25 protein-coding genes are annotated in these 24,135 nt (G+C 65.8%); 12 read left to right on the plus strand and 13 right to left on the minus strand.

Translation table 11 applies throughout. The features are described 5' to 3' along the window. Positions 1-42 precede the first annotated feature (42 nt). The gene (locus tag E2481_RS15260) at positions 43-297 is read right to left on the minus strand and encodes a hypothetical protein (RefSeq protein WP_136718026.1); all 255 of its coding nucleotides are present in this window, start codon (positions 295-297) and stop codon (positions 43-45) included. Between the two features lie 259 nt (positions 298-556). Here E2481_RS15260 and E2481_RS15265 point away from each other — a divergent pair, with 259 nt between their 5' ends. The 4 genes from E2481_RS15265 (at position 557) to rnhB (ending at position 3,788) form a co-directional block, all read left to right on the plus strand. Beyond that, positions 557-1,453, plus strand: coding sequence for an esterase/lipase family protein (locus E2481_RS15265; RefSeq protein WP_169302462.1), 897 nt, complete (start codon positions 557-559; stop codon positions 1,451-1,453). Between the two features lie 52 nt (positions 1,454-1,505). Next, positions 1,506-2,813, plus strand: coding sequence for a tRNA pseudouridine(54/55) synthase Pus10 (locus E2481_RS15270; protein ID WP_136718028.1), 1,308 nt, complete (start codon positions 1,506-1,508; stop codon positions 2,811-2,813). Positions 2,814-2,880: 67 nt separating this feature from the next. After that, complete coding sequence (locus tag E2481_RS15275; RefSeq protein WP_136718029.1) at positions 2,881-3,066, plus strand: hypothetical protein; 186 nt, start codon at positions 2,881-2,883, stop codon at positions 3,064-3,066. A gap of 74 nt (positions 3,067-3,140) precedes the next feature. Further along, on the plus strand, positions 3,141-3,788 hold the full coding sequence (gene rnhB, locus E2481_RS15280; protein ID WP_136718030.1) for a ribonuclease HII: 648 nt from the start codon (positions 3,141-3,143) through the stop codon (positions 3,786-3,788). Between the two features lie 233 nt (positions 3,789-4,021). Here rnhB and E2481_RS15285 read toward each other — a convergent pair whose 3' ends face one another. Continuing rightward, positions 4,022-5,578 carry a preprotein translocase subunit SecD gene (locus tag E2481_RS15285; protein WP_136718031.1) on the minus strand — a complete coding sequence of 519 codons (1,557 nt, stop codon included), beginning with the start codon at positions 5,576-5,578 and terminating at the stop codon, positions 4,022-4,024. Next, positions 5,575-6,444, minus strand: coding sequence for a protein translocase subunit SecF (gene secF / locus E2481_RS15290; protein ID WP_136718032.1), 870 nt, complete (start codon positions 6,442-6,444; stop codon positions 5,575-5,577). Before secF ends, E2481_RS15285 begins: the two co-directional genes overlap by 4 nt. Before the next feature lie 256 nt (positions 6,445-6,700). Here secF and E2481_RS15295 point away from each other — a divergent pair, with 256 nt between their 5' ends. Further along, positions 6,701-7,045, plus strand: coding sequence for a hypothetical protein (locus E2481_RS15295; protein ID WP_136718033.1), 345 nt, complete (start codon positions 6,701-6,703; stop codon positions 7,043-7,045). On the opposite strand, the gene E2481_RS15300 is transcribed toward E2481_RS15295, so the two are convergent. The 3 genes from E2481_RS15300 to E2481_RS15310 all read right to left on the minus strand — a co-directional run bounded on the left by E2481_RS15300 (position 7,046) and on the right by E2481_RS15310 (position 10,078). Continuing rightward, positions 7,046-8,809 carry a histidine kinase N-terminal 7TM domain-containing protein gene (locus E2481_RS15300; protein ID WP_136718034.1) on the minus strand — a complete coding sequence of 588 codons (1,764 nt, stop codon included), beginning with the start codon at positions 8,807-8,809 and terminating at the stop codon, positions 7,046-7,048. 138 nt (positions 8,810-8,947) lie between these two features. Beyond that, positions 8,948-9,406 carry a DUF5812 family protein gene (locus E2481_RS15305; RefSeq protein ID WP_136718035.1) on the minus strand — a complete coding sequence of 153 codons (459 nt, stop codon included), beginning with the start codon at positions 9,404-9,406 and terminating at the stop codon, positions 8,948-8,950. Positions 9,407-9,469: 63 nt separating this feature from the next. After that, positions 9,470-10,078 carry a hypothetical protein gene (locus tag E2481_RS15310; RefSeq protein ID WP_250137844.1) on the minus strand — a complete coding sequence of 203 codons (609 nt, stop codon included), beginning with the start codon at positions 10,076-10,078 and terminating at the stop codon, positions 9,470-9,472. A gap of 110 nt (positions 10,079-10,188) precedes the next feature. On the opposite strand from E2481_RS15310, the gene E2481_RS15315 reads away from it, so the two are divergent. The 3 genes from E2481_RS15315 to E2481_RS15325 all read left to right on the plus strand — a co-directional run bounded on the left by E2481_RS15315 (position 10,189) and on the right by E2481_RS15325 (position 12,968). Then, positions 10,189-11,511 carry a glucose-6-phosphate isomerase gene (locus tag E2481_RS15315; protein ID WP_136718036.1) on the plus strand — a complete coding sequence of 441 codons (1,323 nt, stop codon included), beginning with the start codon at positions 10,189-10,191 and terminating at the stop codon, positions 11,509-11,511. A 75-nt stretch (positions 11,512-11,586) separates the two neighbouring features. Continuing rightward, positions 11,587-12,744, plus strand: a complete 1,158-nt coding sequence (locus E2481_RS15320; protein ID WP_136718037.1) for a CPBP family intramembrane glutamic endopeptidase — start codon at positions 11,587-11,589, stop codon at positions 12,742-12,744. An 89-nt stretch (positions 12,745-12,833) separates the two neighbouring features. Next, positions 12,834-12,968 (plus strand): CopG family transcriptional regulator, encoded by a 135-nt coding sequence (locus E2481_RS15325; protein WP_136718038.1) that lies wholly within the window; start codon positions 12,834-12,836, stop codon positions 12,966-12,968. Positions 12,969-13,011: 43 nt separating this feature from the next. Here E2481_RS15325 and E2481_RS15330 read toward each other — a convergent pair whose 3' ends face one another. Both E2481_RS15330 and E2481_RS15335 read right to left on the minus strand, forming a co-directional pair. Then, the gene (locus tag E2481_RS15330; RefSeq protein WP_136718039.1) at positions 13,012-13,470 is read right to left on the minus strand and encodes an NOB1 family endonuclease; all 459 of its coding nucleotides are present in this window, start codon (positions 13,468-13,470) and stop codon (positions 13,012-13,014) included. 15 nt (positions 13,471-13,485) lie between these two features. Continuing rightward, entirely contained in the window at positions 13,486-13,725 is a 240-nt protein-coding gene (locus E2481_RS15335) for a PRC-barrel domain-containing protein (protein WP_136718040.1), read from the minus strand. A 245-nt stretch (positions 13,726-13,970) separates the two neighbouring features. On the opposite strand from E2481_RS15335, the gene infB reads away from it, so the two are divergent. From infB to E2481_RS15350, 3 genes are all read left to right on the plus strand, one after another. Beyond that, positions 13,971-15,794, plus strand: coding sequence for a translation initiation factor IF-2 (gene infB, locus E2481_RS15340; protein WP_136718041.1), 1,824 nt, complete (start codon positions 13,971-13,973; stop codon positions 15,792-15,794). A gap of 262 nt (positions 15,795-16,056) precedes the next feature. Beyond that, positions 16,057-16,770 (plus strand): hypothetical protein, encoded by a 714-nt coding sequence (locus E2481_RS15345; RefSeq protein ID WP_169302463.1) that lies wholly within the window; start codon positions 16,057-16,059, stop codon positions 16,768-16,770. 330 nt (positions 16,771-17,100) lie between these two features. Further along, positions 17,101-17,334, plus strand: coding sequence for a hypothetical protein (locus E2481_RS15350; protein ID WP_136718043.1), 234 nt, complete (start codon positions 17,101-17,103; stop codon positions 17,332-17,334). Between the two features lie 316 nt (positions 17,335-17,650). Here E2481_RS15350 and E2481_RS15355 read toward each other — a convergent pair whose 3' ends face one another. Together E2481_RS15355 and E2481_RS15360 are read right to left on the minus strand one after the other, a co-directional pair. Next, positions 17,651-18,004, minus strand: a complete 354-nt coding sequence (locus E2481_RS15355) for a DUF5811 family protein (protein ID WP_136718044.1) — start codon at positions 18,002-18,004, stop codon at positions 17,651-17,653. Positions 18,005-18,044: 40 nt separating this feature from the next. Then, the gene (locus E2481_RS15360) at positions 18,045-18,521 is read right to left on the minus strand and encodes a pyruvoyl-dependent arginine decarboxylase (protein WP_136718045.1); all 477 of its coding nucleotides are present in this window, start codon (positions 18,519-18,521) and stop codon (positions 18,045-18,047) included. A 289-nt stretch (positions 18,522-18,810) separates the two neighbouring features. Here E2481_RS15360 and E2481_RS15365 point away from each other — a divergent pair, with 289 nt between their 5' ends. Next, a complete protein-coding gene (locus tag E2481_RS15365; RefSeq protein WP_136718046.1) occupies positions 18,811-19,173 on the plus strand; it encodes a hypothetical protein in 363 nt (120 codons plus the stop codon). A 12-nt stretch (positions 19,174-19,185) separates the two neighbouring features. Here E2481_RS15365 and E2481_RS15370 read toward each other — a convergent pair whose 3' ends face one another. The 3 genes from E2481_RS15370 to E2481_RS15380 all read right to left on the minus strand — a co-directional run bounded on the left by E2481_RS15370 (position 19,186) and on the right by E2481_RS15380 (position 24,083). After that, a complete protein-coding gene (locus E2481_RS15370; RefSeq protein WP_136718047.1) occupies positions 19,186-21,123 on the minus strand; it encodes a heme-binding protein in 1,938 nt (645 codons plus the stop codon). A 37-nt stretch (positions 21,124-21,160) separates the two neighbouring features. Further along, on the minus strand, positions 21,161-22,087 hold the full coding sequence (locus E2481_RS15375) for a hypothetical protein (protein ID WP_136718048.1): 927 nt from the start codon (positions 22,085-22,087) through the stop codon (positions 21,161-21,163). Between the two features lie 175 nt (positions 22,088-22,262). Next, on the minus strand, positions 22,263-24,083 hold the full coding sequence (locus E2481_RS15380) for a site-2 protease family protein (RefSeq protein WP_136718049.1): 1,821 nt from the start codon (positions 24,081-24,083) through the stop codon (positions 22,263-22,265). Positions 24,084-24,135: the final 52 nt, after the last annotated feature.

Here is a 24,135-nt window from a genome sequence, read left to right on the forward strand (position 1 = left end):
CGCTTGATACCCGTTGGTTGCGAAAATTTCTGTCCGGCAGTATCAGAAGTGCGTGACGAGCGCGCGGACCTGTTCGGTGGTGAGTTCGGCACTGTACAGTTCGAAGAGGGCGCGCCGACGCGCGGAGGACAACCCTCGGCTTCCGTTCTCCAGCATCGAGATGTGTGCCTGCATCAGGTCGTCGACCTCCTTTTCGACGGTTCGCTGTTCGTAGCCGGCAGCCGTACGGAGCAGTCGCCAGGCGTCGGGAGAGACGTCATCGACGTCGACATCGGCCGTGTCTTCCGACGACTCCATCAGCCGATACTACACGCGATAATCCGTAAAAACGTTCCCACCTGACAAGCCACGCGACGCCACGGCACGGGCGGGCGAGACGGACCGCTGAGCCAGTATATCGGACGGCACCGGATCGGATCTGTTAATCGGAGAGTGCACTGAGACAAGAATTCGGTAACGCTCAACCCTCGAATACTACCATCGAATGTTATTTTCCGAGTTACTCGACCGTTGTAAACGGGTAAATATATATGCTAAACGTTCACACGAAACAACCATGTCTACGCAACGGGGGCCATCGGGACCGTCGAACGTCCTGGGGAAGCTCACTTCGAATCTGATGGGACTGCGACGCTGTCGCCGGAACGGCGGTTGTCGGGTCGACTGCGAGCACGACCGGACGGACGACGAACGCCTCCCCTGGGAGACCGACGCGTACGGCGGCTGGGGCGGCCACGAGTACCACGGGACCGATCCCGGCACGGACCGGACGCCGGTCGTATTCGTCCACGGAAACCAGCGTGACGCCTGTGACTGGGAGGCCCACTCGGAGTTCTTCCGCGAGCGGGGGTACTGCGGCGACGCGCTCTGGGCGATCACCTTCGGTAGCGGGAGCCCGAGCCACGACGAGATGGCTGCCCAACTCGACGCGTTCGTCGCCAACGTTCGGGATCGCACCGGCGCGTCGTCGGTCGCCGTCGTGGGCCACAGTCTCGGCGTCACCGGCACCCGCTACTGGCTCCACCGCAGGGACCGCTACGACTGGGTGGAGACGGTCGTCGGCCTCGCGGGCGCGAACCACGGCACCGTCCTGAGTTCGATGGCCGCCAAGACCGGGCTCACGACCGGGACCTACAAGATGAGCCACTTCCTGCGAGAGGACTACGACGAGCTCTCGGACCACCCGCTGGCCGAGCTCAACACCGACGAAACACCCGGTGATATCGACTACTACACCATCAGGGGGACCGAGGACCCGCTGTTCTGGAACTGCCTCGAGAGCCCCGCCCTCGAGGGCGCGACGAACATCGCCGTCACGGCCGACCACGACGGCGTCCGGTCGAGTCTGCTGAGTCTCGAACGGATCTTCGAGTGGTGTAGCGGCCAGAAGCCGTACAACCTCAGGACCCTCTCGGCTGCCGCCGGCGAGCGACCCGAGCGAGAACGGACCTAGGCCGCGCCGGAAAGGGCAAGGGAATTACCGCCGCCCCGCCTTGGGACGCGTAATGACTGTACTGGAGACTGCCCGTCGGGCCATCGACACCGGGCCGCTCTGTGACGCCTGCCTGGGCCGACTGGTCGCCGACCGGAGTTTCGGACTGACCAACGCCGAGCGGGGCCGCTCACTGCGCGTGTCGGTCGCCCTCGAAGACGACGCGGACATCGGCGACCTCGAACCGGACGGGGACTGTTGGGTGTGTGAGGGCGAGTCCGCCCGCGCCGAGGAGTGGGCCGAGCGCGCCGCCCACGCCCTCGAAGCGTACGATTTCGACACCTACCAGACGGGAACGACTGTCCCGCCGCTGTTGGAGGAGAACGATCACCTGCTGCGCGAGGACCTCGGCCTCGACGCCGACGCCGGCGAACCGCTCAAGCGGGAACTCAACCGCGAGGTCGGCAAGCGACTCGGCCGACTGACCGATACCGAGGTCGACTTCGAGCGCCCGGACGTGCTCGTCGTCCTCGATCTGGCGACCGACGAACTCGACGTACAGATCAACTCGGCGTTCGTCTACGGCCGCTACCGCAAACTCGAACGGGACATCCCCCAGACGAAGTGGCCCTGCAACGACTGTGGCGGGACCGGCCTGAAACGCGGGGCCGCCTGTGACGGCTGTGGCGGATCGGGCTTTCGCTACGACGAGAGCGTCGAGCAACTGTCCGCGCCAGTGGTCGAAGCGGCGATGGACGGCGAGGAAGCGGTCTTCCACGGCGCCGGCCGCGAGGACGTCGACGCGCTCATGCTGGGTTCGGGTCGCCCGTTCGTCATCGAGGTCAAGGAACCCCGAACGCGGGACGTGGACCCCGAACGGCTGGAGGAAGAGATCAACGAGTTCGCCGAGGGGAAAGTCGAAGTCGAGAACCTTCGGCTGGCGACCCACGACATGGTCGAGCGCGTCAAGGGCCACGACGCCTCGAAGACCTACCGGATGGCCGTCGAGTTCGACGGGGCGGTTTCGGCGGCCGAACTCGACGAGGCGCTCGCGGCACTCGACGGCGCGACGATCCACCAGGACACCCCCCAGCGCGTCTCCCACCGGCGCGCGGACATTACCCGGACCCGCGAAGTGTACGAGATCGACGGTGAACTCGATGGAGAGTCCCCCGACACGAACGCCACCATCGAGGTTCACGGCGAGGGCGGGCTCTACGTGAAGGAACTCGTCTCGGGCGACGAGGGCCGCACCGACCCCAGCCTGTCGGGCCTGCTCGACGTCGGGGCCGTCGTCACCGCCCTAGACGTGCTGGACGTGGAGGGCGAAGACGAGCCGTTCGCACTGCCCGAGTTCTTCGCAGACGAGGCCGAATCGTAGTCCCGACGGCGGTTCGCCCCAACGTTTAGGACTGCGCAGGGCCAACGTTTTCTCGAGGCGTGATACCATGTGTCACCACCTCAAAGACGAACCCATCGACTGGCGGATGGAGTGGGGCGAAGCCGAGGCCGACGAGGAGCGTGAGGAGGCCGAGGAGTCGGCCGACCCGCCGGAAGTCGACCTCTCCAAGCCCGGTATCGGCGAAGCCGAGATTCCCGAACCCGAGATCGAGCAGCCCGAACTGGACGATTAAGCGGAGCCGAGCGGGGATCGATCGGTCGAGAACCCACCGACTTTATTCCGGTCGCAAGCCGACCAGCCCACAGTATGCGACTGGGCGTCGACGAGGCCGGCAAGGGACCCGTGCTCGGGTCGATGTTCGCGGCGGCGGTGCGGGCCGATCCGGAGGCGCTCCCGGAGGACATCGACGACTCGAAGAACCTCTCCCCGGCGCGCCGCGAGGAGTTGGCCGAGAAGTTGCACGGGGACGACCGCGTCAGCGTCGGCGTCGCCGAGATCCCGCCGGACCGCATCGACGACCCTGAAACGGACATGAACACGCTCACCGTCGCGGCGCAGGCCGATGCGCTCTCGGCGGTGGCGGCGGACGGGGACGCGGGAATCGTCGACGCGGGCGACACGGACGCCGAGCGGTTCGGCCGTCGCGTCACCGAGCGCGTGAGCGCCGACGTCGACATCGGGGCCGAACACGGTGCCGACGAGGCCCACGCGATCGTCGGGGCCGCCAGCGTTATCGCGAAGGTCGCGCGCGACAGCCACGTCGCCGAGCTCGCGACGGCGTACGAGGAGTACGACGGCATCGGCAGCGGCTACCCGAGCGACCCGACGACCCGCGAGTTCCTCCGGTCGTACGTCGACGACACCGGCGACCTCCCGTCGTGTGCCAGAGCCTCCTGGCAGACGAGTCGAGACGTGCTCGCGGCCGCAACGCAGTCGGCACTCGACGAGTTCTGAGTGTGGAAAGAGAGGAGATACCTGGAAAAGGGGGGAATGTGGTGTGTGGGTGGTGTTGGGGTGGCCTGGGGGAGCCACGTGGGGAGAGAGTGAGAGGCCAGCGCATCGCGCTGGCGTCTGACTGCACCTGATCGTACGTACTACACCCACACAAAAGGCTGTGAGCGTTTTCTGTCGCTGAAAACACCCGATCTTCTGAGACGCGAAAGGAAAACTGAAATCGGCGGTCGAAATTATTCCTGGCGCTGTTGTTCGCTGAGCATCAGGTGCCGGAGGATGTCACCGTAGGCCGGTCGCGTGACCAGCACGCCCAGCAGGACGCCGACGATGGTGACGATGGCGAACCCGGTCAGGTCGCCCAGCGAGAGGACCGTCAGCGGGCTCATGGCGATGATGGTCGTCGCCGCGGCGGCGCCGATGACCCAGAACGCCTTCCGGAACCGGTTCTGGAACACCCTGCCGGTCGCGACATCACCCTGTTGTAAGATCTCGTCGGCGATGATGATGAGGTCGTCCACCCCGGTCCCGATGACGGCGATGAACCCGGCGATGTGCGAGAGGTCCAGCGCCAGGCCGACGACCGACGCGAAGCCGAGCAGCAGGAACACCTCGGCGGCCGCGGTCCCGAGCATCGGCACGGCGACGCGCGGACTTCCGTAGCGAATGAACACGACGAGGCTCACTGCCATCCAGGCGGCCAGGGCCGCGATCACCGAGAAGAGTTTGAACTCCTGGGCGAGGCTCGGTTCCAGATAGTAGGTCGTCCCGTTCTCCTCGATGGCCAGTTCGGTCGGGAGCGCGCCGGCCTTGAGGTTGATCGAGAGCTGCTGGGCCTCGGACATGTTCTGGGCGGTGATGATGAACGACGGATCGTTCACGAAGTCACCGCTCTCCATCTCCTGTGCGAGCCCCTGACTCATCTGTGCCGCGTAGACGACTTTCCCGTCCTGCACCGTGTACAGACAGTAGCCCGACGCGTTGTCCGGATCCTGCCGGGCGGTCCCGGTCGGACAGTTCGCGATCCCTTCCCGGCTGGTGAAGCCGAACTCCTGCATCGCCGCGGAGTAGTTCCCCGCGGCCTCGTCGGTCAGCGCGACCGAAACGAAGGGATTGGGCTGGTTCCCGCCGGCCGGCTGTGCCGACCCGATGTTGACGAAGTCCTCGTTGGTCAGCAGCGAGACTTCGCGGTAGCTCCCGTTCCCGTCCGGGAAGTGTGCGACCATCTCGACCTGCCCGCGGTCCTGAACGATGTTCAGCACCTCGGTCCGGTTCTGGTTCGGCACCTCGATGACGACGAAGTGTTTCCCGGTCCCGGAGGTCGTCAGCCGCGCGCCACCGCCGGTCAACCCCGCCTGGTTGACCTTCTCGTCCAAGATCGAGACCACGTCCTCGCGAGTCTGTTGGGTGACGCCGCGCCGAACGTCGTCCTGACTCACGTCGAGCCCCTGCTGACTGAGTGCTGATGCGAGTTCCCCTTTCGTGACGTTCTTCGAGTAGACCTCGACCGCGCGTTCCTGAGTCCGGAAGTTCACGTCCCGTTCGGAGACGTTCAGGTCGCTGGCGATCGCCGCCCGCACCCGGTTCTCGTTGTCGACGTTCTGGCTGACGTTGACGTTCTCGGCGGTCATGCCGATCAGTGGCGCGCGGATACTCGTCCCGCCTGACAGTTCCAGACCGTACTGCAGTCCGGATCCACCATCACCCATCGCCATGGGTGCGAACAGTGCGACCGCACTGGCCAGCACGAACACGCAAAGGAGGACGATCCGCCAGTTCTCGCGCAGGTTCATCGTTTGATCCCCTCGTATTTGTACCAGCGAAGCAGACTGAGATTGAGCAGATACGTGTTCATGAGGTCGGCTGTCAGCCCGAAGACGAGGATGATACCGATCTCGGGCAACAGCGGGATGCCCAGCAGGAACGCCGTGATGGTCATCACTGCCATCGCCGAGATGGAAGTCAGCGTCATCGTCACACCGGTCCGCATCGCCCGGTAGGTCGACTCGTAGAAGCCCCCGCGACGCCGGAGGATGTGGTTGTTGAGCAGGATGTCCGAGTCGACGCTATACCCGATCAACATCAGGAGTGCGGCGACGGTCCCCAGCGAGAGCTTGATCCCGAAGACGTTCATCAGCGCGACCGGGATCACGATGTCGGAGAACGCCGAGATGACGACGGCGATCGAGGGGACGAAGGTCCGAAAGAGGACGAAGACGATCAGGCTCATCCCGACGAACGCCACGGCGACCCCCATCAGCGCCAGCTGGACGGAGTCGGCCCCGAAGCTCGCGGCCGTCTCGCTTTTGGATATCTCCTCGTACCCCGCCGAGTCGATCGACTGCTCGATCTGGTCCGTGTTTGTCGACTGGGTCGTCACGATGTAGCGGTCGCTCCCGCGCACCGGCTGGACCGAGTCGACCTGGAAATCGAGGTTGCTCTCGATCTCCGACGGCGAGTCGTTCGCGACGATCTGTACCTCCGTGCCCCCGGTGAACACGATGCCTAGCGACACCGGGACGCCGTTCATGACGTACCAGCCGGCGAGGATCAACAACGAAACGCCCAGCACTGCGAGCGGGATCGCAGCGAGCTGGCGGTTCGTGTACTTCGTGTAATCGATCTCGGGTAAGCGGTCCGGCAGGTCTGTCACGCTCATCCGGACCACCCCCCGTGCCCGGCTGCCGGTACCTCGAACTCCACCATGTGCCTCCGTGTGCAACAGCCCCGAATAAGCCTTCTTATCTCGGTTCAGTTCACGCGCGGGGGTGCCGAAACCAGACGACGCCGCGGACGACACCGATCCGACACGTCAGGACGCTGTCGACAGGAATTCCTGCCAACCTGTCGACCGGACGACGTACAGGCAGGGGGGACAGCCAAGGGTTTTGGCCCACGCGGGCGTACCTCGGATCATGTCACCGGAGAACAGTCCCACGCAGGAGGGAGCCGCAGCCGCGCGCCGCGTCGTCCTCTCCTACCCGGAAGACCTCTCGGCGTGGGGCCGATCCCAGGTGTCGACACCGCACTTCCAGGCGTACCTCCGGACGGTCCACGACACGGTCGAGCCGGGCGACACCTGGGCGGAGTTCGTCGGCGTCGGCTGCTGTGGCGACAGTCTGGACGTGCCGCTCCGCGTCAAAGCGGTCGACGGGGGACACCGCGTGAGCGACGAAACCGACTTCGAGTACGAGGTGCGGGCGTCCTGCGACGTCGACGGCGGCTGGCACGTCCAGAGCGCTGCCGGCCCGACGGAGTAGTCAACTCGCGTCGATGGGCGACTCGGTGCCCGAATCGGCCGGAACCACTGGCTGGCGGTGCGGAATGGTGATCGTGACGACGCTGCCGCGGGGGCCGGTATCCTCACCCTGCGACGGTTCATCCTCGTCGTCTCCCCGATCCGTAAACTCGATCTCGCCGCCGAGCATGGACACGCCCCAGTTGACCAGCCAGAGGCCGAGCCCGCTCCCGTGTTCCAGCGGTGTCTCCGTGCCCTTGACGAGCACCTCGCGTTCCTGATCCGGGATACCGGGACCGTTGTCGGCGACCGAGATCTCGATCTCCCGGGCCGTCGGGAACTCCTCGATGGCCACCTCGATCCGAGGGTCGGCGTTGTCGTTGTGGACGACGGCGTTCTCCAGAACGTTCTGAAGGACCGATTCGAGAACGCCGGTCGATCGGATCTCCAGCGAGTCTGGGAGGTCGGTTTCGACGTCGACCTCCGGGTACTCGTGACGGATCGTATCGACCTGGCGCTTGACCAGTGGCGGCAGGTCGATCGGCTGGGGGTCGTTGTGCCGCCGGGACATGATGCGTTCGATCTCCCGGGCTTTCGTGCCCGTATCGGCCAGGTCACGGGCGACCATCCGGATGCGGTCGGCCAGTTCGGCGTTCTCCTGGTCGAGTCGGTCGGTCAACTGGGTCGCACAGACGTCGATGACGTTCATGTCGTTGCGGAAGTTGTGCCGGAGCACCCGGTTCAGTACCTGCAGTTGCTGGCGGCGGTTCGTTCGGTCGGTGATGTCACGGACGACGAGGACGCGCCCGACCGTCCGGTCGTGCTGGTCGGCCACCGTCGAGGCCTTGATCTCGTACTCCATGGGCCCCGGCGCGGACCAGACGACGGTGTCCTCACCGTCGGGGACCTCGACGGCCAGTTCACGGAACGCGTCGCGGACTGACTGGCCGATCACGTCGGCCGCCTCGCAGTCGAACTGGGTCTCCGCGATAGGGTTGATGTCGATGATCACGTCGCTGTCGTCCAGAACGACGACCCCGTCGCGCATGTTCCGGACGACGGCGTTGCGGCCGATGCGTCGCGTCGCCGGGACCCGCTCCAGGAGATCGGACTGGAAGAGCGCGTAACCGAAGGTGACGCCGCTGATCGTGAACGCGAACGGCGTCAGGTCCAGTCCGGGGACGGGTGCCAGGCCCGCGATGGAGAGCAGGTTCGCCGCTAGCGGGACGAGCGCCCCGATGAGCATGGCGAGGGCCTGATCCGCGAACAGGTGCTCGGCCGTGAACACGAGTCTGAGCAGCAACACGACACCAGCGAGGACAAGCGTGTACGCGTACAGGAGATGGATCCAGAAGGCGGGACCGTACGTCTGGAAGACGATCGTCAGGCCCCCGGTCGTGACGATGTCGGAACTCGTCCAGACCAGGTGGTGAAACGGGTTCGTCACCGCGAGCGCCGCCGTCGCGACCGGCAGGACCGAGAGCGCAGCGACGGTTCGTCGGGTGACCTCGTCGCCGTGTCCCGTGTACTGGAGCACGAAGACGATCCACGCGACCGGCGTTCCGACCGACAGCAGTGTGAGCAGTCGCTGCAGAGCGATTCGCAGCGTGCGGTCCTGTACCGTCAGCGCGACGGCGTAACAGCTGGTCCAGAGAACGACCGACACGAGCAGGAGACTCAAGGCTCGCGTCCCGGGTTCGGGTCGCCGCCGCCACGTCAGCGCGGCGAGCCCGACCGCGACGACCACCGAAAGACCGAGTGCCGCGATGTATGGTGAGACAGACACGGTACTTGCTACGTCCCCCTACGCCTCCCTCGGGCGTAAGCACCGCTTACCGGTCTATCTCAATAAGAATATAGCCGGTAGACGCCGGTTATATTTAAGTACTAGATCGGGTACACCGCAGAGAAGCGGAAAATACTGTCACGGCATGTACCGGACGCTGACGACGCCGTCCGCCGCGCGCACCTCGACGCGGGCGACGCCGAGTCGGGCAGCCCGTGCAATGGTCTCCTCGTCGTCGACCACTTCCGCGGCTGCGTCGGCGGTCTGCTCCGGTGGAACGGTGAGGACGTGTAGCTCGCCCTCGCCGGCCCGTTCACGGGTCGTCAGGTCCCCGACGGGCTGGTCGCCCGCCAGCTCACGCGCCAGTTGTGTCGGCGGTTCCTCGCTGTGCTCGACCGGAATCGACCGCTGGGTGTCGAGGGTCGTGACCTGCCAGGCCACCTCCATGGGTGGCTCCGGTTCCAGCGTCGCCTCAAGAACCTCGCCGACGGCCAGCCCCGGGTTGTCCGCCAGCGTGTGAACCTGACTGTCGGCCACGTCCTGCACCACTGCAGACCCCTCGTCGGCGTGGGTCACGAGAAACGTCCCCTGTTTCATGGGTTCCCGGTATGAACTGGGTCTTTTTCCGCGTTGCGTTCGGCAGCGACCGGCTCACCGCGCTTACGCCAATCGACGGTGGACGAGATACAACAACACCACGGCGACGATCGGCGGCACCAGCCCGGAGATGGCCGGCAGGTCGTAGAACACCTCGACGATCGGAGCGGTCACGCCCGACACCGGCTCCTGTTGTTCCGGGGGGATCGAGAGCAGCAGCGTCAGGTACAGCGAGAAGACGAAAACGTACCCGCCGAGGCCGACGGCGGCGTCGTAGCGGGGCGTCGACGCCGACCGCCGATGTCTACGAGCGACCGACAGGATCGGTGCCATGAGCGGGAAGACGACGAGCATCCCGACGAAGATGATGAACGCCCGCGAAAAGGAGAACGTTCCGCCCGTCGTCCCCGTCGTGCTGGCGACGACGCCGATCAGCGAGAGGGCGAACATGAACGCGCCGATGGCCGCCAGCAACCCGCCGACGACGCCGTAGCTCTTGAACAGCCGCGACTCGCTGGTACGGATCGCGTACGGGAAGGCACCGAACACGCCGTTGTACGCGTCTTCCTCGGGCCCATCGTCCGGTTCGTCGGCCGCGGTCCCCGAGGCCGGCGAGCGTGACGCGCGGTCGTCGCTCTCGGGCGCGGACTCGCCGGGTGCCTCCTCCGTCATTGGCTCGGCGTAGGCACCCGACTCCGTTAAGCACCGCGATTCGCCCCCTGGGATCGGAGACTCCGACGCAACGAGGAAGTGTTTTCTTCGGGGGGAGACCAGGGACGCCCATGAAGGTAGACATCGGCAACGCACTCGCGAGCGAGGCGGACCCGGGGATCGCCCGGGACGCGCTCGACCGGCTCGACGAGGACGTCGCCCGCGCCCACGACCGCATCGAACGCGGTCGCGCCGACGAGGCGTTCGGCTACGCCTCGCTGAACCTCCCCGACCGCACCGACGCCGCGGCCATCGAGGACGCGGTCGAACCGCTCATCGACGCCGAGGCCATCCTGACGGTCGGCATCGGCGGCAGCGCTCTGGGCGCAGCGACGGTCTCGGGGGCGCTCGGCGGCATCAATGCCGACGGAGCGGACGCCGAAGCCCCGCCGCTGTACGTCCTCGACAACGTCGACCCCGAACGCGTCCGGGAGATTCTGGCCGAGGTTCCGCTGGAGAAGACCGCCGTCAACGTCGTCTCCCGCTCGGGCACCACGGCCGAGACGCTGTCGAACTTCCTCGTCGTCCGTGAGGCCATGGACGCCGCGGGCGTCGACTGGACCGAGCGAACCGTCGTCACTACGGGCGAGGACGGGCCGCTCCGGGAACTGGCCGACCGCCACGACATGCCCGCGCTGGACGTACCAGACGGCGTCCCGGGCCGGTTCTCGGCGCTGTCGGCCGTCGGGCTGGTCCCCGCGGCCATCCAGGGCCACGACATCGAGGGCCTGCTCGCGGGGGGTCGGGCCGCGGCCGACTCGCTGTCGGGGTCGCTGTACGACTCGCCGGCCTACGCCTACGGCGCGGTGAGTTACGCCCTGGACCAGCGCGGGGCCTCGGTCTCGGCGATGATGCCCTACGCCGAGCGCCTGGAGTACTTCGCCGAGTGGTTCGCCCAACTGTGGGCCGAGAGCCTGGGCAAGGACGGGTTGGGCCAGACGCCCGCCCGCGCGCTCGGCGCGACCGACCAGCACTCCCAGCTCCAGCTCTACCGGGCCGGCCCCCGGGACAAGATGGTCACGCTCGTCCGCACGCGCGAACGGGCCGACAGCGAGATCCCCGAAACGGACATCGACGGGCTGGCTTACCTGGGCGGGTCGACGCTCGGCGAACTCCTGGATGCGGAGTTCGAGGCGACCGAGGCGAGCCTGGCTGCCGCCGGCCGGCCGAACGTCCGGGTCGAACTCGACCGCCTGGACGCCGAGAGTGTCGGTGAACTCCTCTACGGCATGGAGGCCGCCTGCATCATGGCCGGCGAACTCTACAACGTCGAGACGTTCGACCAGCCGGCCGTCGAGTGGGGCAAACGAGCGGCCCGCGGCCTGCTGGGCGGCGGGGAGTTCGAGGAAGCCGACGCCGTCGCAGAGAAGACGGAACTGGTCGTCCAGGACTAACGGCGGCACCGGGTGTCGGAGCGTGTTCGACGGGAAGCACAGGCCATATACCGGCACGGTCCGACGCTGAAACCAATGGCAACAGCACAGACGGCCGAGGGTGGCGCACCCGCAAGCGGGGCAGCGCCGACGCTCGGTCTGGTCCTCGCGGGCGTCGCGCTGGTCGCCTCGTTCCTGCCCTGGACCGGTCAGCCGGCGTTCGTCGCCGTCGACGGGATCGAAGGTAGCGCCCTGGCTGCCGGCCTCGCCCTGATCGCGACAGCCACGTTTTCGCTCCGACGCCACGGCAAACTCGACCGCCCGATCGGCTCCGTCGTCGCCGGCCTGTTCGCGGCGGCGGTCGCCGTCGTCGCCCTCGCTCGCCTCGTCACGCCGGCACTCGGCGAGGGTGCCACGCCCACGGTCGCGCTCGGGCTGCCGATCGCCGGGCTCGCGGGGCTGTTCGGCGCAGTCGTGGCAGTCGCGGACGGACGGGCGGTGTCCGACGACCAGCTCTGGACGCAGGTCCGGGCCGTCGTAGCGGCGACCCTCCTCGGCTTCGCGGGCTTCCTGGTGAGCATGCTCATCGCGTACGCCGTCGTCATCGTTCCGATGATCGTGTCCCCCGCGTTCGGGACGAGCCAGGCATATCCGGTCCTCACTGCCGGCTCGGGGATCGGACTCGGGTTGTTCACGCTGGGCTATCTCCGGTATCGCGGCCTCGGGCTGGACTACATCGACGTGGAGTGGCCCGACCTGCGGGACGTGGGATACAGCATCGGCGGCCTGTTCGTCATCTTCCTGTCGGCGGGGCTGGTGTCGTACACGTTCACGCAACTGGGATTACCTACAGCCGACAGCAGCGTCCAGACACTCGCCGAGCAGGTCGAAGAGCCGGTCTTCCTCCTGCCGCTGATCCCGCTGTCGTGGCTCGCCATCGGGCCCGGCGAAGAACTGGTCTACCGCAACGTCGTCCAGAAGTACCTCTACGAGTCCTTCTCGCGACGGACGGCCGTCTTCGTCGCCAGCGTCGCCTTCGCCGCCGTCCACTTCCAGCAGTACGCGAGTCCCGACCCCATCGCGATGCTGTCGACGCTGTTTATCGTGTTCGTCCTCTCGCTCGTGCTGGGCTACAGCTACTACAAGTCCGAGAACCTGCTGGTCCCGATTTTCATTCACGGGACTTTCAACGCCATCCAGTTCTTCGCGCTGTACGCCCAGCTGACGGGCAACGTACCGAGTCCAGGCATGTAGCCGCCGGGCCGGGAGTCACATCGCTCCGTACGACCCGTGAGACAGTTGTCTGACGGGTTTTTATGCGTGAAAATCGCCAAGTGGGTAGTATGCCGACCCAGTACTCGGTCGTCTGCGACGACGACCTCGCAACGGAGGTCAGGACGCTGGCCCAGGAGTACGACCTCACCGAGGAGGAGGTCCTCCGCCAACTCATCGACGTCGGCCTGGAGCACCTGGACTGAGCGGGATTTTCCCGCGTCCGACTGAGCGGGCTGTTGTGCCGTACTAGGCGGGGTTCTTCCGCGTGAGTTCGCTCCCACAGATCGGACAGCGGTCGTGGTTCTCGTCGAACTCCCGGCCGCAACCGGAACACTGGAAGATCCACTCGCGCTGTTCGTCGATGCCCTCCTGTGCGATGACCTCCACCGACACGTCGAGTTTCTCCGCGACGTTTTGCATCGCGTAGTCGTCGGTCACCAGGTGTCCGTCGAGTTCGAAGGCGGCGGCGACGAGCCGGATGTCGGTGCGGGACAGCCCGTCGAAGTCGCCGGTCTCCCGGGCCGCACGTTCGATACGCTCGACGGTTTCGTCCTCCGGGATGTGGAGGTGCATGCCCGACCCTTCGAGGGCGTCGAAGCGGTAGGAACTCTCGCCTTCGAGTTCCTCGCGGACCATCGGAATCGAGGCGATGGGCTCTTGGGTGTGATACTCGTTAATGAACGCCGAGGAATCCAGAACGTACATCGAAGTGAAAACGGGCTAATGCTGAACGATCATGTGGTCTTTGACCGCCTGCACGCGAGTGACGGGGATCAGGAAACGACCGGTCTCGTCGGTGTCGAACTCCGCGTCCCGGACCATCTCGTCCGGTTCGACGACGAGATTGTGTAAGCGACCGGAGTTCGCATCCATCGTGATGTTGTACAGCATCCCGAGTTCGGTGCCGTCAGACCCCATGACGGCCTTCCCCGAGAGGTTCTCCGCGAGTATCTCTGCCATACCGGGGACTGTGTATTCCACTCACATAAACGCCACGGGCCGTGTGACGCAGGTCTGACGGATGAGCCCCTCACATTGGTTGTGCTCGCGGCTGTTGCGTGACGAGTTGACAGAGCAGTCGACGAAAGAGCAAACGTGAAGTCACATTCATCCCCGGGTACGGTAACCCGGAGAATTCTGCTGTCGAACTCTTTAAATCCCGCGCACGGTTGGTATCGGACAAGGATTTTCCACGGTGATATGCAATGTCTGACTCTGACCCGGATACCGAGACCGGACTGGCGGGGGACGAATCGACTGGACTCAGGACGCCCATCGTCGCGGTGCTCGGCCACGTCGACCACGGCAAGACCACGCTGCTAGACAAGATTCGGGGCTCGACGGTGACCGAGGGCGAGGCCGGCGCGATCACCCAGCACATCGGCGCGACCGCGGTGCCGCTCGAAACCATCTCCGAGATGGCCGGCAGCCTCGTCGATCCCGACGACTTCGACCTGCCCGGCCTGCTGTACATCGACACGCCGGGTCACCACTCCTTTTCGACGCTGCGCTCACGGGGCGGCGCGCTCGCCGACATCGCAGTACTGGTCGTCGACGTCAACGACGGGTTCCAGCCCCAGACACTGGAGGCCGTCGACATCTTGAAGCGGACCCAGACGCCCTTCATCGTCGCCGCGAACAAGGTGGACACGGTTCCCGGCTGGAACCCCAACGAAGGTGAACCCATCCAGCCGACGATGGAAAAACAGTCCGAGCGGGTCCAGGGCGACCTGAACGAGCGGCTGTACGGCATCATCGGCGAACTCAGCGACCAGGGCTTTTCCGCGGACATGTACTGGCGCGTCCAGAACTTCCAGAAGAACGTCGGCGTCGTCCCCGTCTCGGCGATGACTGGCGAGGGCGTCCCCGACCTGCTGACCGTGCTGATGGGCCTGTCCCAGCGGTACATGAAAGACGAGATGGCCATCGACGTCGAGGGACCGGGGGCCGGCACGGTCCTGGAGGTCAAGGACACCCAGGGCTTCGGCGCGACGGTCGACGCCGTTCTCTACGACGGAACCATCCAGGCCGACGACGAAATCGTCGTCGGGGGACTGAACGCCCCCATCACGACCGAGGTCAGGGCCCTGCTCCAGCCGCGGCCGCTGGCCGAGATCCGGACTGAAAAGCAGTTCGAGAAGGTCCCCGAGGTTTCGGCGGCAGCCGGGGTCAAGATCGCCGCCCCGGAACTCGACGACGCCATGGCCGGCGCGCCCATCCGCGTCGTCCGCGACCGGGACAAACCCCAGGTCATCGCCGAGGTCGAGGAGGAACTCGCCGAGATCGAGGTCCGGACCGAGGAACAGGGCGTCGTCGTCAAGGCCGACACCCTCGGGAGCCTGGAAGCCATCGCGAGCACGTTAGACGAGTCCGAGATTCCCATCGTCCGCGCGGAGGTCGGCGACGTGGCCCCGCGAGACATCCGGGTCGCCGAGACCGCCGACGAGGGGAAACACGAGGTCATCCTCGCGTTCTCGGTCGACGTCCTGAGCGACGCCGAGCAACTCGCCACCCAGGAGGACGTCCGCATCTTCGAGAACGACGTCATCTACCGGCTCATCGAGGAGTACGAGGAGCACGTCGAGGAGATCGAACAGTCCCAGCAGGAACAGGTCATGGAGAACATCACCCGGCCCGCGCGGTTCCAGATCCTCCGAGACCACACGTTCCGTCAGTCCGATCCCGCCGTCGTCGGCGTCGAGGTCGGCTCGGGGACCCTCAAGCGCAACTCCGACGTCGCGAAGTTCGAGAACGGCGAGTTCAACCGCATCGGGAACCTCAAATCGATCCAGGACGAGGGCGAGGACGTGGACGAACTCCGCGCCGGCGAGCGCGCGGCCGTCTCCATCGACGGCCCGACTGTCGGCCGCCAGATCGAGGAGGAAGACGAACTGTGGGTGTACCTCCCCGAGAAACACGCCAAAATCCTCGAACAGGAACTCGCCGAGGACATCCCCGCCGACGAACGGGAAGCGCTCTCTATGTATCTCGAAAAACAGCGCAATCGCGACCCCTTCTGGGGGAAGTAGCCAAAGCGGCTCCCTTCCTGGTCTCGTTGCAGTAGCGTGATATCCCACTCGGACTTCAGAAACGGGCAGCAGCAGTTCGGTAGCGGACGATATCCGACGTTACAAAATGAGCAACAGCCAGGACCTGGTCTCGACCGCCTGCTATCGGTTTGCAACTCAGAACAAGTGTTTTACGCAGTCTGTAACGTTGGTGCGTAATCCTGGTTAGCTCGTCGGTAGTAAATCACCGCCCCGAGACCGGATTGATAGGTGGTAGACACCTATGGAAAAACCGAATCGAACGCGACGAGATATGCTGGCCTTGACTGGAACAGTTACGCTGGCTGGAATCGGCCTTGGTTCCGCGGGGAACGTACTGGCACAGGAAACAGAGACAGTGACAGGGTCAGAACAGGAACGGACTCTCGAATGGGCTGGCCAGGGTGAAGAGAATGCCGAACAGGACTGTGACGCAACGGAACAGGGATTCTGGCACTGGATACTGACTCCCGGTGGTTCCACACCACTCGTGGAGGCAGGCGCAGAACTAACCGTCGAATTTGCGGACGGGACAACGAAGACGGTCGACGGGTCCCGTCGAGGACAGGGAAGCGGTGCCCTGCATTTCGAGATGACAAAAGACGGTGGCGGAACCGTCACAGCCGCAGCAGTCACATTCAGTGGTGGCGGAAACAACCCCGTCCTCACCATTTCTGACGCCCGGTGTGAGCAGAAGCCGGAGGAACCACCCGAGGAGTTCGAGGACCTCATGGTCACCCCCGAGTGCGTGCACGGGAACGGGAGCATAACCGTGTCGAACAGCAATGATGTCACTGTGTCAGTAACGGTCTCGGGTCCGAACGGCTATGAGCAGGAAAAAGGAGTTCCACCAGGAGATGCTATCGAATTCGGTGGCCTCGAGAACGGCACGTACGATCTCGAAACAGCGTCCGACGATATCGGTCTTGACCATTCGAGTGTGGAAATCGATTATTGACGCGCCGATGCTGGGAGGTGGGAGTCGGCCCACCATGCCGACACCGAACCCACCGTTCGGCTACGTGCGGGCGAACACCCGTAGCTGCGAATCTCTGGACGGCGACTGAGTCCCGCACACGCACTTGGTTGTGTTCCGTGTGTGGAATTGCCCCCGATTTGGACTGGGGAATCGGTCCCGTCCCGTGTTTCTTGTCATGGAACGATATTCCCCGGTAGCAACAGTGAGACCAGGAAATGATGGCATGGTACCCGACGCTACAGCCGAGTGTCGTTCCCTCTGTTCGTTGCCAGGTAATAATATTTAATTAGGACTGGATGGACAGTGGGAATGGAGGCAACCATCTCAGACACTCGCTTGAATCAGGTGTCCGAGCCTGACCTGGTCCTCTCGTTTATTCCGGGACCGCTGCTAGTGGCGGTTGTCGTCGGCTTCCTCGTGGGGGTCCCGCTCTCGCTGGCGCTGGCAGCCGGGAGTCTGCCCGCGAGCGCCGCGATGGGATACGCGCTGTTCTACGCTCCGCCGATCGACGGCGAGGAGAGGGCTGGAGAGACGCAGCCGTAGCAGGCGGGTGAGAACCGCTGGTTTCGCCGAATCCGATAGCGAAGAAGTTGTCGTTTCCAGCATCGGGCGAGCTTGCTCGCCGGTTCACCGGAAGACGCGGAGCGTCTTCCGAGCCTGCGTTCGTGCGGGCCACTCACACAGACACCGCCAGAGCGGGCTTTGCCCGCGGAGGCGGCTTTTTGGCATCATCAGAACCGCAAAGCGGTTCTGATTGGCAGTCAGAACGCCCCGCGTTCTGACAGCATCAACGGGTTTTGCCGGGGGTTGAGGCGGGCGTCGAAGACGCCCGCCGATGCCCCCGGGAAAAGAGGTTGTATTATTGCGCGGTCGGCGACGCGGAGTTGGCCATCGCCTGCTTGACCTGCAGGGCGGCGCTGGCGGCGAGTCCCTGTGCGATGTCGGTCCGTTCGTCCTCGCCGATGCGGAGGTCGGCGGTGTCGTCGGGCGTGTAGCCGGCACTGACCATGGAGCCGACGGGGGGCTGGACGGCGACGGTCGCCCGGGGACCTTCGGGGCTGGCGGAGAGTTCCAGCCCGACGGCGAAGTCGTCGGGGAGCAACTCGCGGGTCCGCGCGGCGACGTTGGCGAGATCGCTCCGGAGGTGCCGCCGCTGCTCGGCGTTCAGGGTGGGCACGTCGTCGGAACTCCCGAAGGAAGTGTTTCCGTACATTTCCCCTGAGGTATGGGTGTCGAACGTATAAACCCGCCGACTATCGCAGTATTGGTCGGCTCTCGCCGTAGGCCGCGACGACCACCGCGGTCGTGTACGCGTCGGGATCGGGTTCGGCGTCGACCACGACGGAGTCCCCCTCGACGAACGTCCAGTCGCGCAGTTCCTTGCCTGCGTCCAGTCCCTGCTCGATGCGGTCGCGCACGGCCGCCGCGTCCTCGCCCGAGGACTCGTAGAACAGGCCCTTGCCGGATTCGCTTCGCGCCCAGCCGATCCCCGCAGCGGCCGGGTCGCCGGGGTCGCGCGTCGCTCGGGCCTGGACGACCGTCAGCGAGTCGCCCACGTCTCCCAGGTCCGGGGCGGTCCCGACGGCTTCGAGGTGGGCCTCGGCGGGGATGACCGAGGAGACGGTGATCAGGTTGAAGTTGTGGACGTTGGCCGCGGCGAGTGCCGCGTCGTAGGACGCCGTCGGCGTCGGCCCGGTCGCTCGTCCCCAGGCGAGCCTGATAACGCTCATACCTGACGGTACACGCCAGTCGGTGGTAAGGGGTTACGATTCCCGACGCCAGCGCGGTGTCGCCTGTCCGGCAATCCCAGAAACCGGTAATCCAACTCCCGACACCACAACAATCCGGCAACAAAACCGGCTCGTGTTGAGGGAACGGGCACACACATTCCGAGAACCTGGTTGAAAGGCCTATACAGCCAGTCTACAATTGCCGAATGTGAAAGCGGGTATCGGACACGAACGATGACACGAAGCCGGTGCGAGTGGCGGTATCGCGGCCGCGTTCATCCCTCTGACAATGAGACAAGCCACAGAGCCCACAGTCGACGAGTTGCTCCGAGCACTGGCCCATCCCCACAGGCGTCACCTCCTCGAAGAGTTGCGTGCACGACGGACTGCGGAGGGCCGGAACCGCGTCCCGCTGAACGCGATCCACGCGTCGCTCGACGTACCCGAGGAGCGGGCGCGGATCGAATGCCACCATCAGCACCTGCCCACGTTACGGGCGGTCGGCCTCATCGAGGATTCAGACGGTGGACGGACTGACGGCGGTGCCGATACAGGCGAGTCTGCCCGCGACGCGGCCGTCGCGCCGGGGCCGCGATTCGACCGGGCGGTAGCAGTCCTCGACGTTCTCAGCGAGGTGGATCAGCGAGGGTAGGCCCCGGGCCGGTCACGCCAGGAAGACGTGTCGCGGCCGGTCGGCGAGGACGTCCTGGCCCCACGAAACCGTCTCGGAGAACGCATCGGAGCGGAAGAAGTCCATCGCGTCCTCTTTTGCGCGCCACTGACTGGAGATGAACATGTCGTTTTCGTCCTCGTGGTTGACCATCAGCGTCGTGTCGTGGTGGCCCTCCATGTCCGCCAGCAACTCGCCGACGTCGCCGAACTTCTCGACGAAGTCCTCGCGGTGTTCGGGCTTGACCGTGTAGAACATGCCCATCGTCCCGAACCCGGACTCTTCACCGGCTCGACCGACGATGTCGGGCAGGTCCGAGAGGAAGTCCGACGCCGTGTCGGCCGCGTCCTGGGTCTCCCAGATGGAAACGACGGCCGTCCGGTCGGTCCCGCCGGACTCTGCGTCGTAGAGGGCCGTCTTCACGTGGGTGTCGTAGCGGTCGAAGCCGTCCCGGAGGTCGTCGACTTCCTCGAACAGTTCCTCGCGGTCGGCCTCCGAGTAGAGGACGAGAGCGTACACGTCCTCGCCGTGGGGCTTGCCCGCGTAGATGTTCAGGTCTTCGAGTTCGCCGCGGATCTCGTCGCCGGTGTCCGCGTCGACGTCCTCGGTCTCGCCGTCGCCCTCGCCCAGCGGCCCGCGGTACCCCTCGACGACCCCCGGGAGGTCGTTGAGGAAGCCGCTGGCCGTGTCGGCGGCGCTTTCGGTCTCCCAGACGCTGGCGATGGCCGCCCGGCCCTCGTTGGCCCGGACCGCCGTCAGCACGTGCGTGTCGTAGTGCTCGAAGTTGCTCCGCAGACCGTCGACCTCGTCGGCGAGGTCCTGGGCGTCGGCCTCCGAGTAGAGCACCAGTCCGTAGGTCCCCTCCTCGTAGTCGTCGCCGGGATAGATACCCAGGGTGCCGAGTTTCGCCTGGATGTCCCCGTCGGGTTCGACGTCGACGTCTTTCTCCTCGACGGCCTGGCTGGGCGGGCCGCCGCCGTGGGAGTCGCCGTCGGACTCGCCGTGGGAGTCACCGTCGGACTCGCCGTGGGAGTCACCGTCGGCATCGCTGGCGTGCCCGTCGGCACCGCCGGCGTGGGCCGGAGCCTCGGTTTCGGCGTGCTGGCCGGCGGTTTCGGCGTCCCCAGTGGGAACGTCCTCGCCAGCGAGGACGGCCGGCAGGTCCGCGGGCGGGAACTTCCGGCCGAAGTAGAAGGGGCCGAACTCGGCGAAGTGGCTGGAGGAGGGGTCGAAGCGCATCTCGTTCAGGAGGTCCTTGACGTCGGTGGGATCGTCGGCCCAGAGGGTGATTCCCCACTCCCAGTCGTCCAGGCCGACGCTGCTGGCGATCATCTGGTTGACCTTCCCGGCGTAGCCTCGGCCGATGTCGCCGTGGTCGGCCATAATCTCGGCCCGCTCCTCGAAGGGCATGTCGTACCAGTTCTGCTCGGGCTGGCGACGCTTGCTCATCGGGTAGAAACAGACGTGCTCGGCGTCGGGCACGTCCGGATGCAGGCGCTTCTGGATGTACTGGGCCAGTCCCGAGTCGTCGTCGACCTCGCCCTCGAAGTAGCCGCGGGCCTCTTCCGTGTAGCCCGACGCCTCGGTCACCGAGAGGTACGACGACGGCTGCTCGGTGAACTGGGCGAAGGCCGTCTGCTCGAACTGGCGCTCTGCCGTGTCCAGTTCCGCGACGGTCTCGCGCAGGTGCAGGACCAGGATGTCGGCCTTGTGTCCGACGATAGTATAGACGACCGTGTCGCCGCCGCCGAACTCGTCGGGGTCGGTCACGTCCGCTTGGTTCGCGTGGGACTGGAGGTAGTCGATGCCTTCTTCGAGCGCCCGCTCGCGGCGGTGCTCGGGCGCGTCGCGCCAGGCGTCCCAGTCGATCGTTCGGAAATCGTGCAGGGCGTACCATCCTTCGTCGGTCGGTGGCGGGTCGCGCTGTTCCATGCGTGGCCCTTCGAAGCGGTCCGTAAGGAGGTTTCCGTTATCCGTCGCCCGCCTCGGACCGTTCAGCGGCTTCCGAGGCGGCGATGCGGCGACGGAGGTCGCGCGGTGGCGGGTTGAGCCGCGAGTCGTTGATGTGCGCCCAGTCGTCGAAGGGCGCCTGCCGGGAGAATCGGAGCCCGTCCCCGGCGTAGTTGTAATTCATGATGCTCCGATACCGGGTCCCGGAGACGGAATGTGAGTCGACGCCCTCGTAATCGCTGGAGTCGATCCCGAGCGAGTGCCCGAGTTCGTGCATGAACGTGGCGGCGAACTCGCCGTGCTGGTACTCAACAGCCATCTGTCGGTAGCCCCGCCCCGAGGACTGGAACCCCGTCCGCGTGAACCCGGCGTCGCTGACGTCGTCGACGATCACGGCGTAGTGGTAGCCCGCCGACGAGTTGTTGAAGTAGATGTCCCGCAGCTGGGAGAGGTCCTCCGGCGTCGTCCGATCTGACACTGGGATCGCGTCGTCGACGACGAGGTGGAGATCGATCCCCGATGAGCCGTCCGGGTTCTCGACGGGCGCGGTGGCGAACCGCTCGGCGATCCGGTCGAGTTGGTCCCGCAAGGGCCTGTGTCCGGCCATGTAGTCGATCTCGACGTAGACGTCTTTCCGAAGCGGGTCGGCACCGGCCACCGGCGTGGCGGCGGCGACCTCGACACCGTCCGGGTACGAGTCACCGTCCGTGTCAGCCACCGTCGGGTCGGTCCCGTATCTGGTGACCTCCAGCCAGTCGCCGAGGCCGTCGCCGTCGGTGTCCGCGTCGAAGGGGTTCGTCCCCAGCTCTCGCTCCCGCTCGTTGTCGAGACCGTCCCCGTCGAAATCGCGGTCGGGAAACAGCGGGAGCTGTGTCACCTGAAAGAGCCCCTGTGTCCAGGCGAACAGCAGGAGCACGACGAGTACGACGCCGACCCGTTTGGCCATCCACCCGGCACGGACGGACAGCGCCCACCTTGTACGTCAGTGGTTACCACGGTTGGGCGGGCATACAGGCGTGTTAGTATACCGCTAACGCGGACAGTCGTCCATCGGCGGCGTCGCGACGTGCCACGGCCAGAAGCCGGGAAAATAAACGGCCGGGGCGGTGGGCGATCGCCTGTTAGGAACCCATTCCGGCCAGCAGCCCGGGACCGAAGATCATCAGGAACAGGCCGGCGATCATCACCAGGCTAATCGAGATGGTGACGGCCGTCGTCAGCCGGCGGCCACCCTCGATGGGGAGCCGCGAGATGAGTGCCTCGGTACTCGCCCGGAGGATGTGGCCGCCGTCCAGCGGGAAGGAGGGAACGAGGTTGAACAGCCCCAGCTGGAGGTTGATCCACGCCGTCCAGAACATGACGTTCGCCAACGTGAACACCCAGCCACCGAAGACGGAGAGCGGCCCCTCGATCGTGTAGAAACCGACGACCGACGGGAGGAAGCCGGCGAAGTTGTAGGAGAGGTTCGGGACGATGACGCTCGCGAAGGGCAAGACGAGGACGAAAAAGATCTGCTGGATGAATCCGATCGACTCACCGGCCGGGCCGTTGCCGCCGCCCAGCAGGCCGAGGAACCCCTCTGCCGGGTAGGTGTCGATGCCGAAGTCGTTGACCGCCACCCCGCTCGTGCCGCCCTGCAGGAAGACGCCGAGGTACGCGCTACCGTCGTCGTCTTCGGTCAGGGTGACGTTGTACGTCGTGGCCCTGGGCCGTTCACCGTCGAGAACGTACGCTTCGATCGTCACCTCGTCACCGGGTTCGTGACTGGAAAGCGCCGTCTGGAGCGCCCCGGTGTCGGTGATCCGCTCGCCGCCGAACTGCGTGATGACGACCGCCGTGCCGTTGGTCGGGGCACCGGCCGCCGCCAGCGGATCGCCCTCGCTCGCTCGGGTGACGTAGGCACCGACGGGGAAGGTCGCGTTCCCCGCGGTCGTCGACACGGTGGCGACGGGCCGGTTCTGGACGGCCTCGGAGAAGCCCTGTTCGGTGTAGACCGGCGTCCCGTTGACGGCGGTGATGGTCGGCGGCGTGTCGCCGCTGATGTCGACGCCGGACTCCCCGGGCCAGCCGTCGAGCACGCCGGGTATCGCCCGCGTGATCATCAACTTCCGATCGACCCTGACCGTCGAGCCCTCCCGTCGCTCGACTTCGACCGTCCGGTCCGTGGTGTTTTCCAGCACCGCGTCGAGTTCCGAGGCGTTGGCGACCGGCTGCCCGCCGACGCCGGTGATGACGTCGCCGCGCTCGATGCCGGCGTCCTGAGCGGCCGACCCCGGGAACGACTTCCCGACGGGAGCACCGTCGACGACCGAGATCGCACCGGCGATGGGGCCGAACAGGAGCAGGAAGGCCACGAGCGTGATGGCGAAGTTGTTGGTGACGCCGGCGGCGAACATGCGCGTCTGTGCGCCCCGATTCGCCTCGTTGCGGCTCTCCTCGCTCGGTTCGACGAACGCGCCGATGGGGATGAAGGCAAAGAGCGCCAGTCCCATCGAGTCGATGTCGATGTCCTCGACCCGGCAGAGCAGGCCGTGCCCGCCCTCGTGGACGATGAGGCCGGCGACGAGGCCGAAGACGATCTCCGGGGCCGCTGCCACCGGGAGGAAGTCGTTGACGCCGGGGATCACGAGGACGTTCTGGGGGTTCCGGACCGGGGTCGCCTGCGGTTCCGTGACGGACCTGACGCCGGCGAACAGCACCGTCACGAACATCCCGATCATCGTCACCAGGGCGATACCGACCCCGAAGTTCCCCCAGGCGCGCCAGAGCCGGCGCGGGGAAGCCAGCCAGTCCAGGAAGGCCCGGCCACGCTTCGTGTGTATCGTGGTGATCGGCCCCTGGACCCGGATGTATTCGGGAATCCGTCCCCGGGCGCGCAGCGCCATCGCGACGAGCGTGTAGAGGAGCACACCCGCGAGCACCCAGGTCAGCGTACGTACCATTGTTCGGTTGGACGGCCCTGGCGGTCAAGAGGGTTTGGTTCACGACACCGAC

It is taken from the genome of Halorientalis salina (assembly GCF_005049285.1).
GTDB lineage: Archaea > Halobacteriota > Halobacteria > Halobacteriales > Haloarculaceae > Halorientalis > Halorientalis salina.

Coding starts and splice junctions, on each gene's coding strand:
- infB (WP_136718041.1), top strand. CDS start 13,971: ATGTCTGACTCTGACCCGGATACCGAGACCGGACTGGCGGGGGACGAA.
- E2481_RS15270 (WP_136718028.1), top strand. CDS start 1,506: ATGACTGTACTGGAGACTGCCCGTCGGGCCATCGACACCGGGCCGCTC.
- E2481_RS15320 (WP_136718037.1), top strand. CDS start 11,587: ATGGCAACAGCACAGACGGCCGAGGGTGGCGCACCCGCAAGCGGGGCA.
- E2481_RS15275 (WP_136718029.1), top strand. CDS start 2,881: ATGTGTCACCACCTCAAAGACGAACCCATCGACTGGCGGATGGAGTGG.
- E2481_RS15265 (WP_169302462.1), top strand. CDS start 557: ATGTCTACGCAACGGGGGCCATCGGGACCGTCGAACGTCCTGGGGAAG.
- E2481_RS15330 (WP_136718039.1), bottom strand. CDS start 13,470: ATGTACGTTCTGGATTCCTCGGCGTTCATTAACGAGTATCACACCCAA.
- rnhB (WP_136718030.1), top strand. CDS start 3,141: ATGCGACTGGGCGTCGACGAGGCCGGCAAGGGACCCGTGCTCGGGTCG.
- E2481_RS15360 (WP_136718045.1), bottom strand. CDS start 18,521: ATGAGCGTTATCAGGCTCGCCTGGGGACGAGCGACCGGGCCGACGCCG.
- E2481_RS15305 (WP_136718035.1), bottom strand. CDS start 9,406: ATGAAACAGGGGACGTTTCTCGTGACCCACGCCGACGAGGGGTCTGCA.
- E2481_RS15315 (WP_136718036.1), top strand. CDS start 10,189: ATGAAGGTAGACATCGGCAACGCACTCGCGAGCGAGGCGGACCCGGGG.
- E2481_RS15310 (WP_250137844.1), bottom strand. CDS start 10,078: ATGACGGAGGAGGCACCCGGCGAGTCCGCGCCCGAGAGCGACGACCGC.
- E2481_RS15350 (WP_136718043.1), top strand. CDS start 17,101: ATGGAGGCAACCATCTCAGACACTCGCTTGAATCAGGTGTCCGAGCCT.
- E2481_RS15365 (WP_136718046.1), top strand. CDS start 18,811: ATGAGACAAGCCACAGAGCCCACAGTCGACGAGTTGCTCCGAGCACTG.
- E2481_RS15375 (WP_136718048.1), bottom strand. CDS start 22,087: ATGGCCAAACGGGTCGGCGTCGTACTCGTCGTGCTCCTGCTGTTCGCC.
- secF (WP_136718032.1), bottom strand. CDS start 6,444: ATGAGCGTGACAGACCTGCCGGACCGCTTACCCGAGATCGATTACACG.
- E2481_RS15380 (WP_136718049.1), bottom strand. CDS start 24,083: ATGGTACGTACGCTGACCTGGGTGCTCGCGGGTGTGCTCCTCTACACG.
- E2481_RS15295 (WP_136718033.1), top strand. CDS start 6,701: ATGTCACCGGAGAACAGTCCCACGCAGGAGGGAGCCGCAGCCGCGCGC.
- E2481_RS15285 (WP_136718031.1), bottom strand. CDS start 5,578: ATGAACCTGCGCGAGAACTGGCGGATCGTCCTCCTTTGCGTGTTCGTG.
- E2481_RS15325 (WP_136718038.1), top strand. CDS start 12,834: ATGCCGACCCAGTACTCGGTCGTCTGCGACGACGACCTCGCAACGGAG.
- E2481_RS15370 (WP_136718047.1), bottom strand. CDS start 21,123: ATGGAACAGCGCGACCCGCCACCGACCGACGAAGGATGGTACGCCCTG.
- E2481_RS15355 (WP_136718044.1), bottom strand. CDS start 18,004: ATGTACGGAAACACTTCCTTCGGGAGTTCCGACGACGTGCCCACCCTG.
- E2481_RS15260 (WP_136718026.1), bottom strand. CDS start 297: ATGGAGTCGTCGGAAGACACGGCCGATGTCGACGTCGATGACGTCTCT.
- E2481_RS15335 (WP_136718040.1), bottom strand. CDS start 13,725: ATGGCAGAGATACTCGCGGAGAACCTCTCGGGGAAGGCCGTCATGGGG.
- E2481_RS15345 (WP_169302463.1), top strand. CDS start 16,057: ATGGAAAAACCGAATCGAACGCGACGAGATATGCTGGCCTTGACTGGA.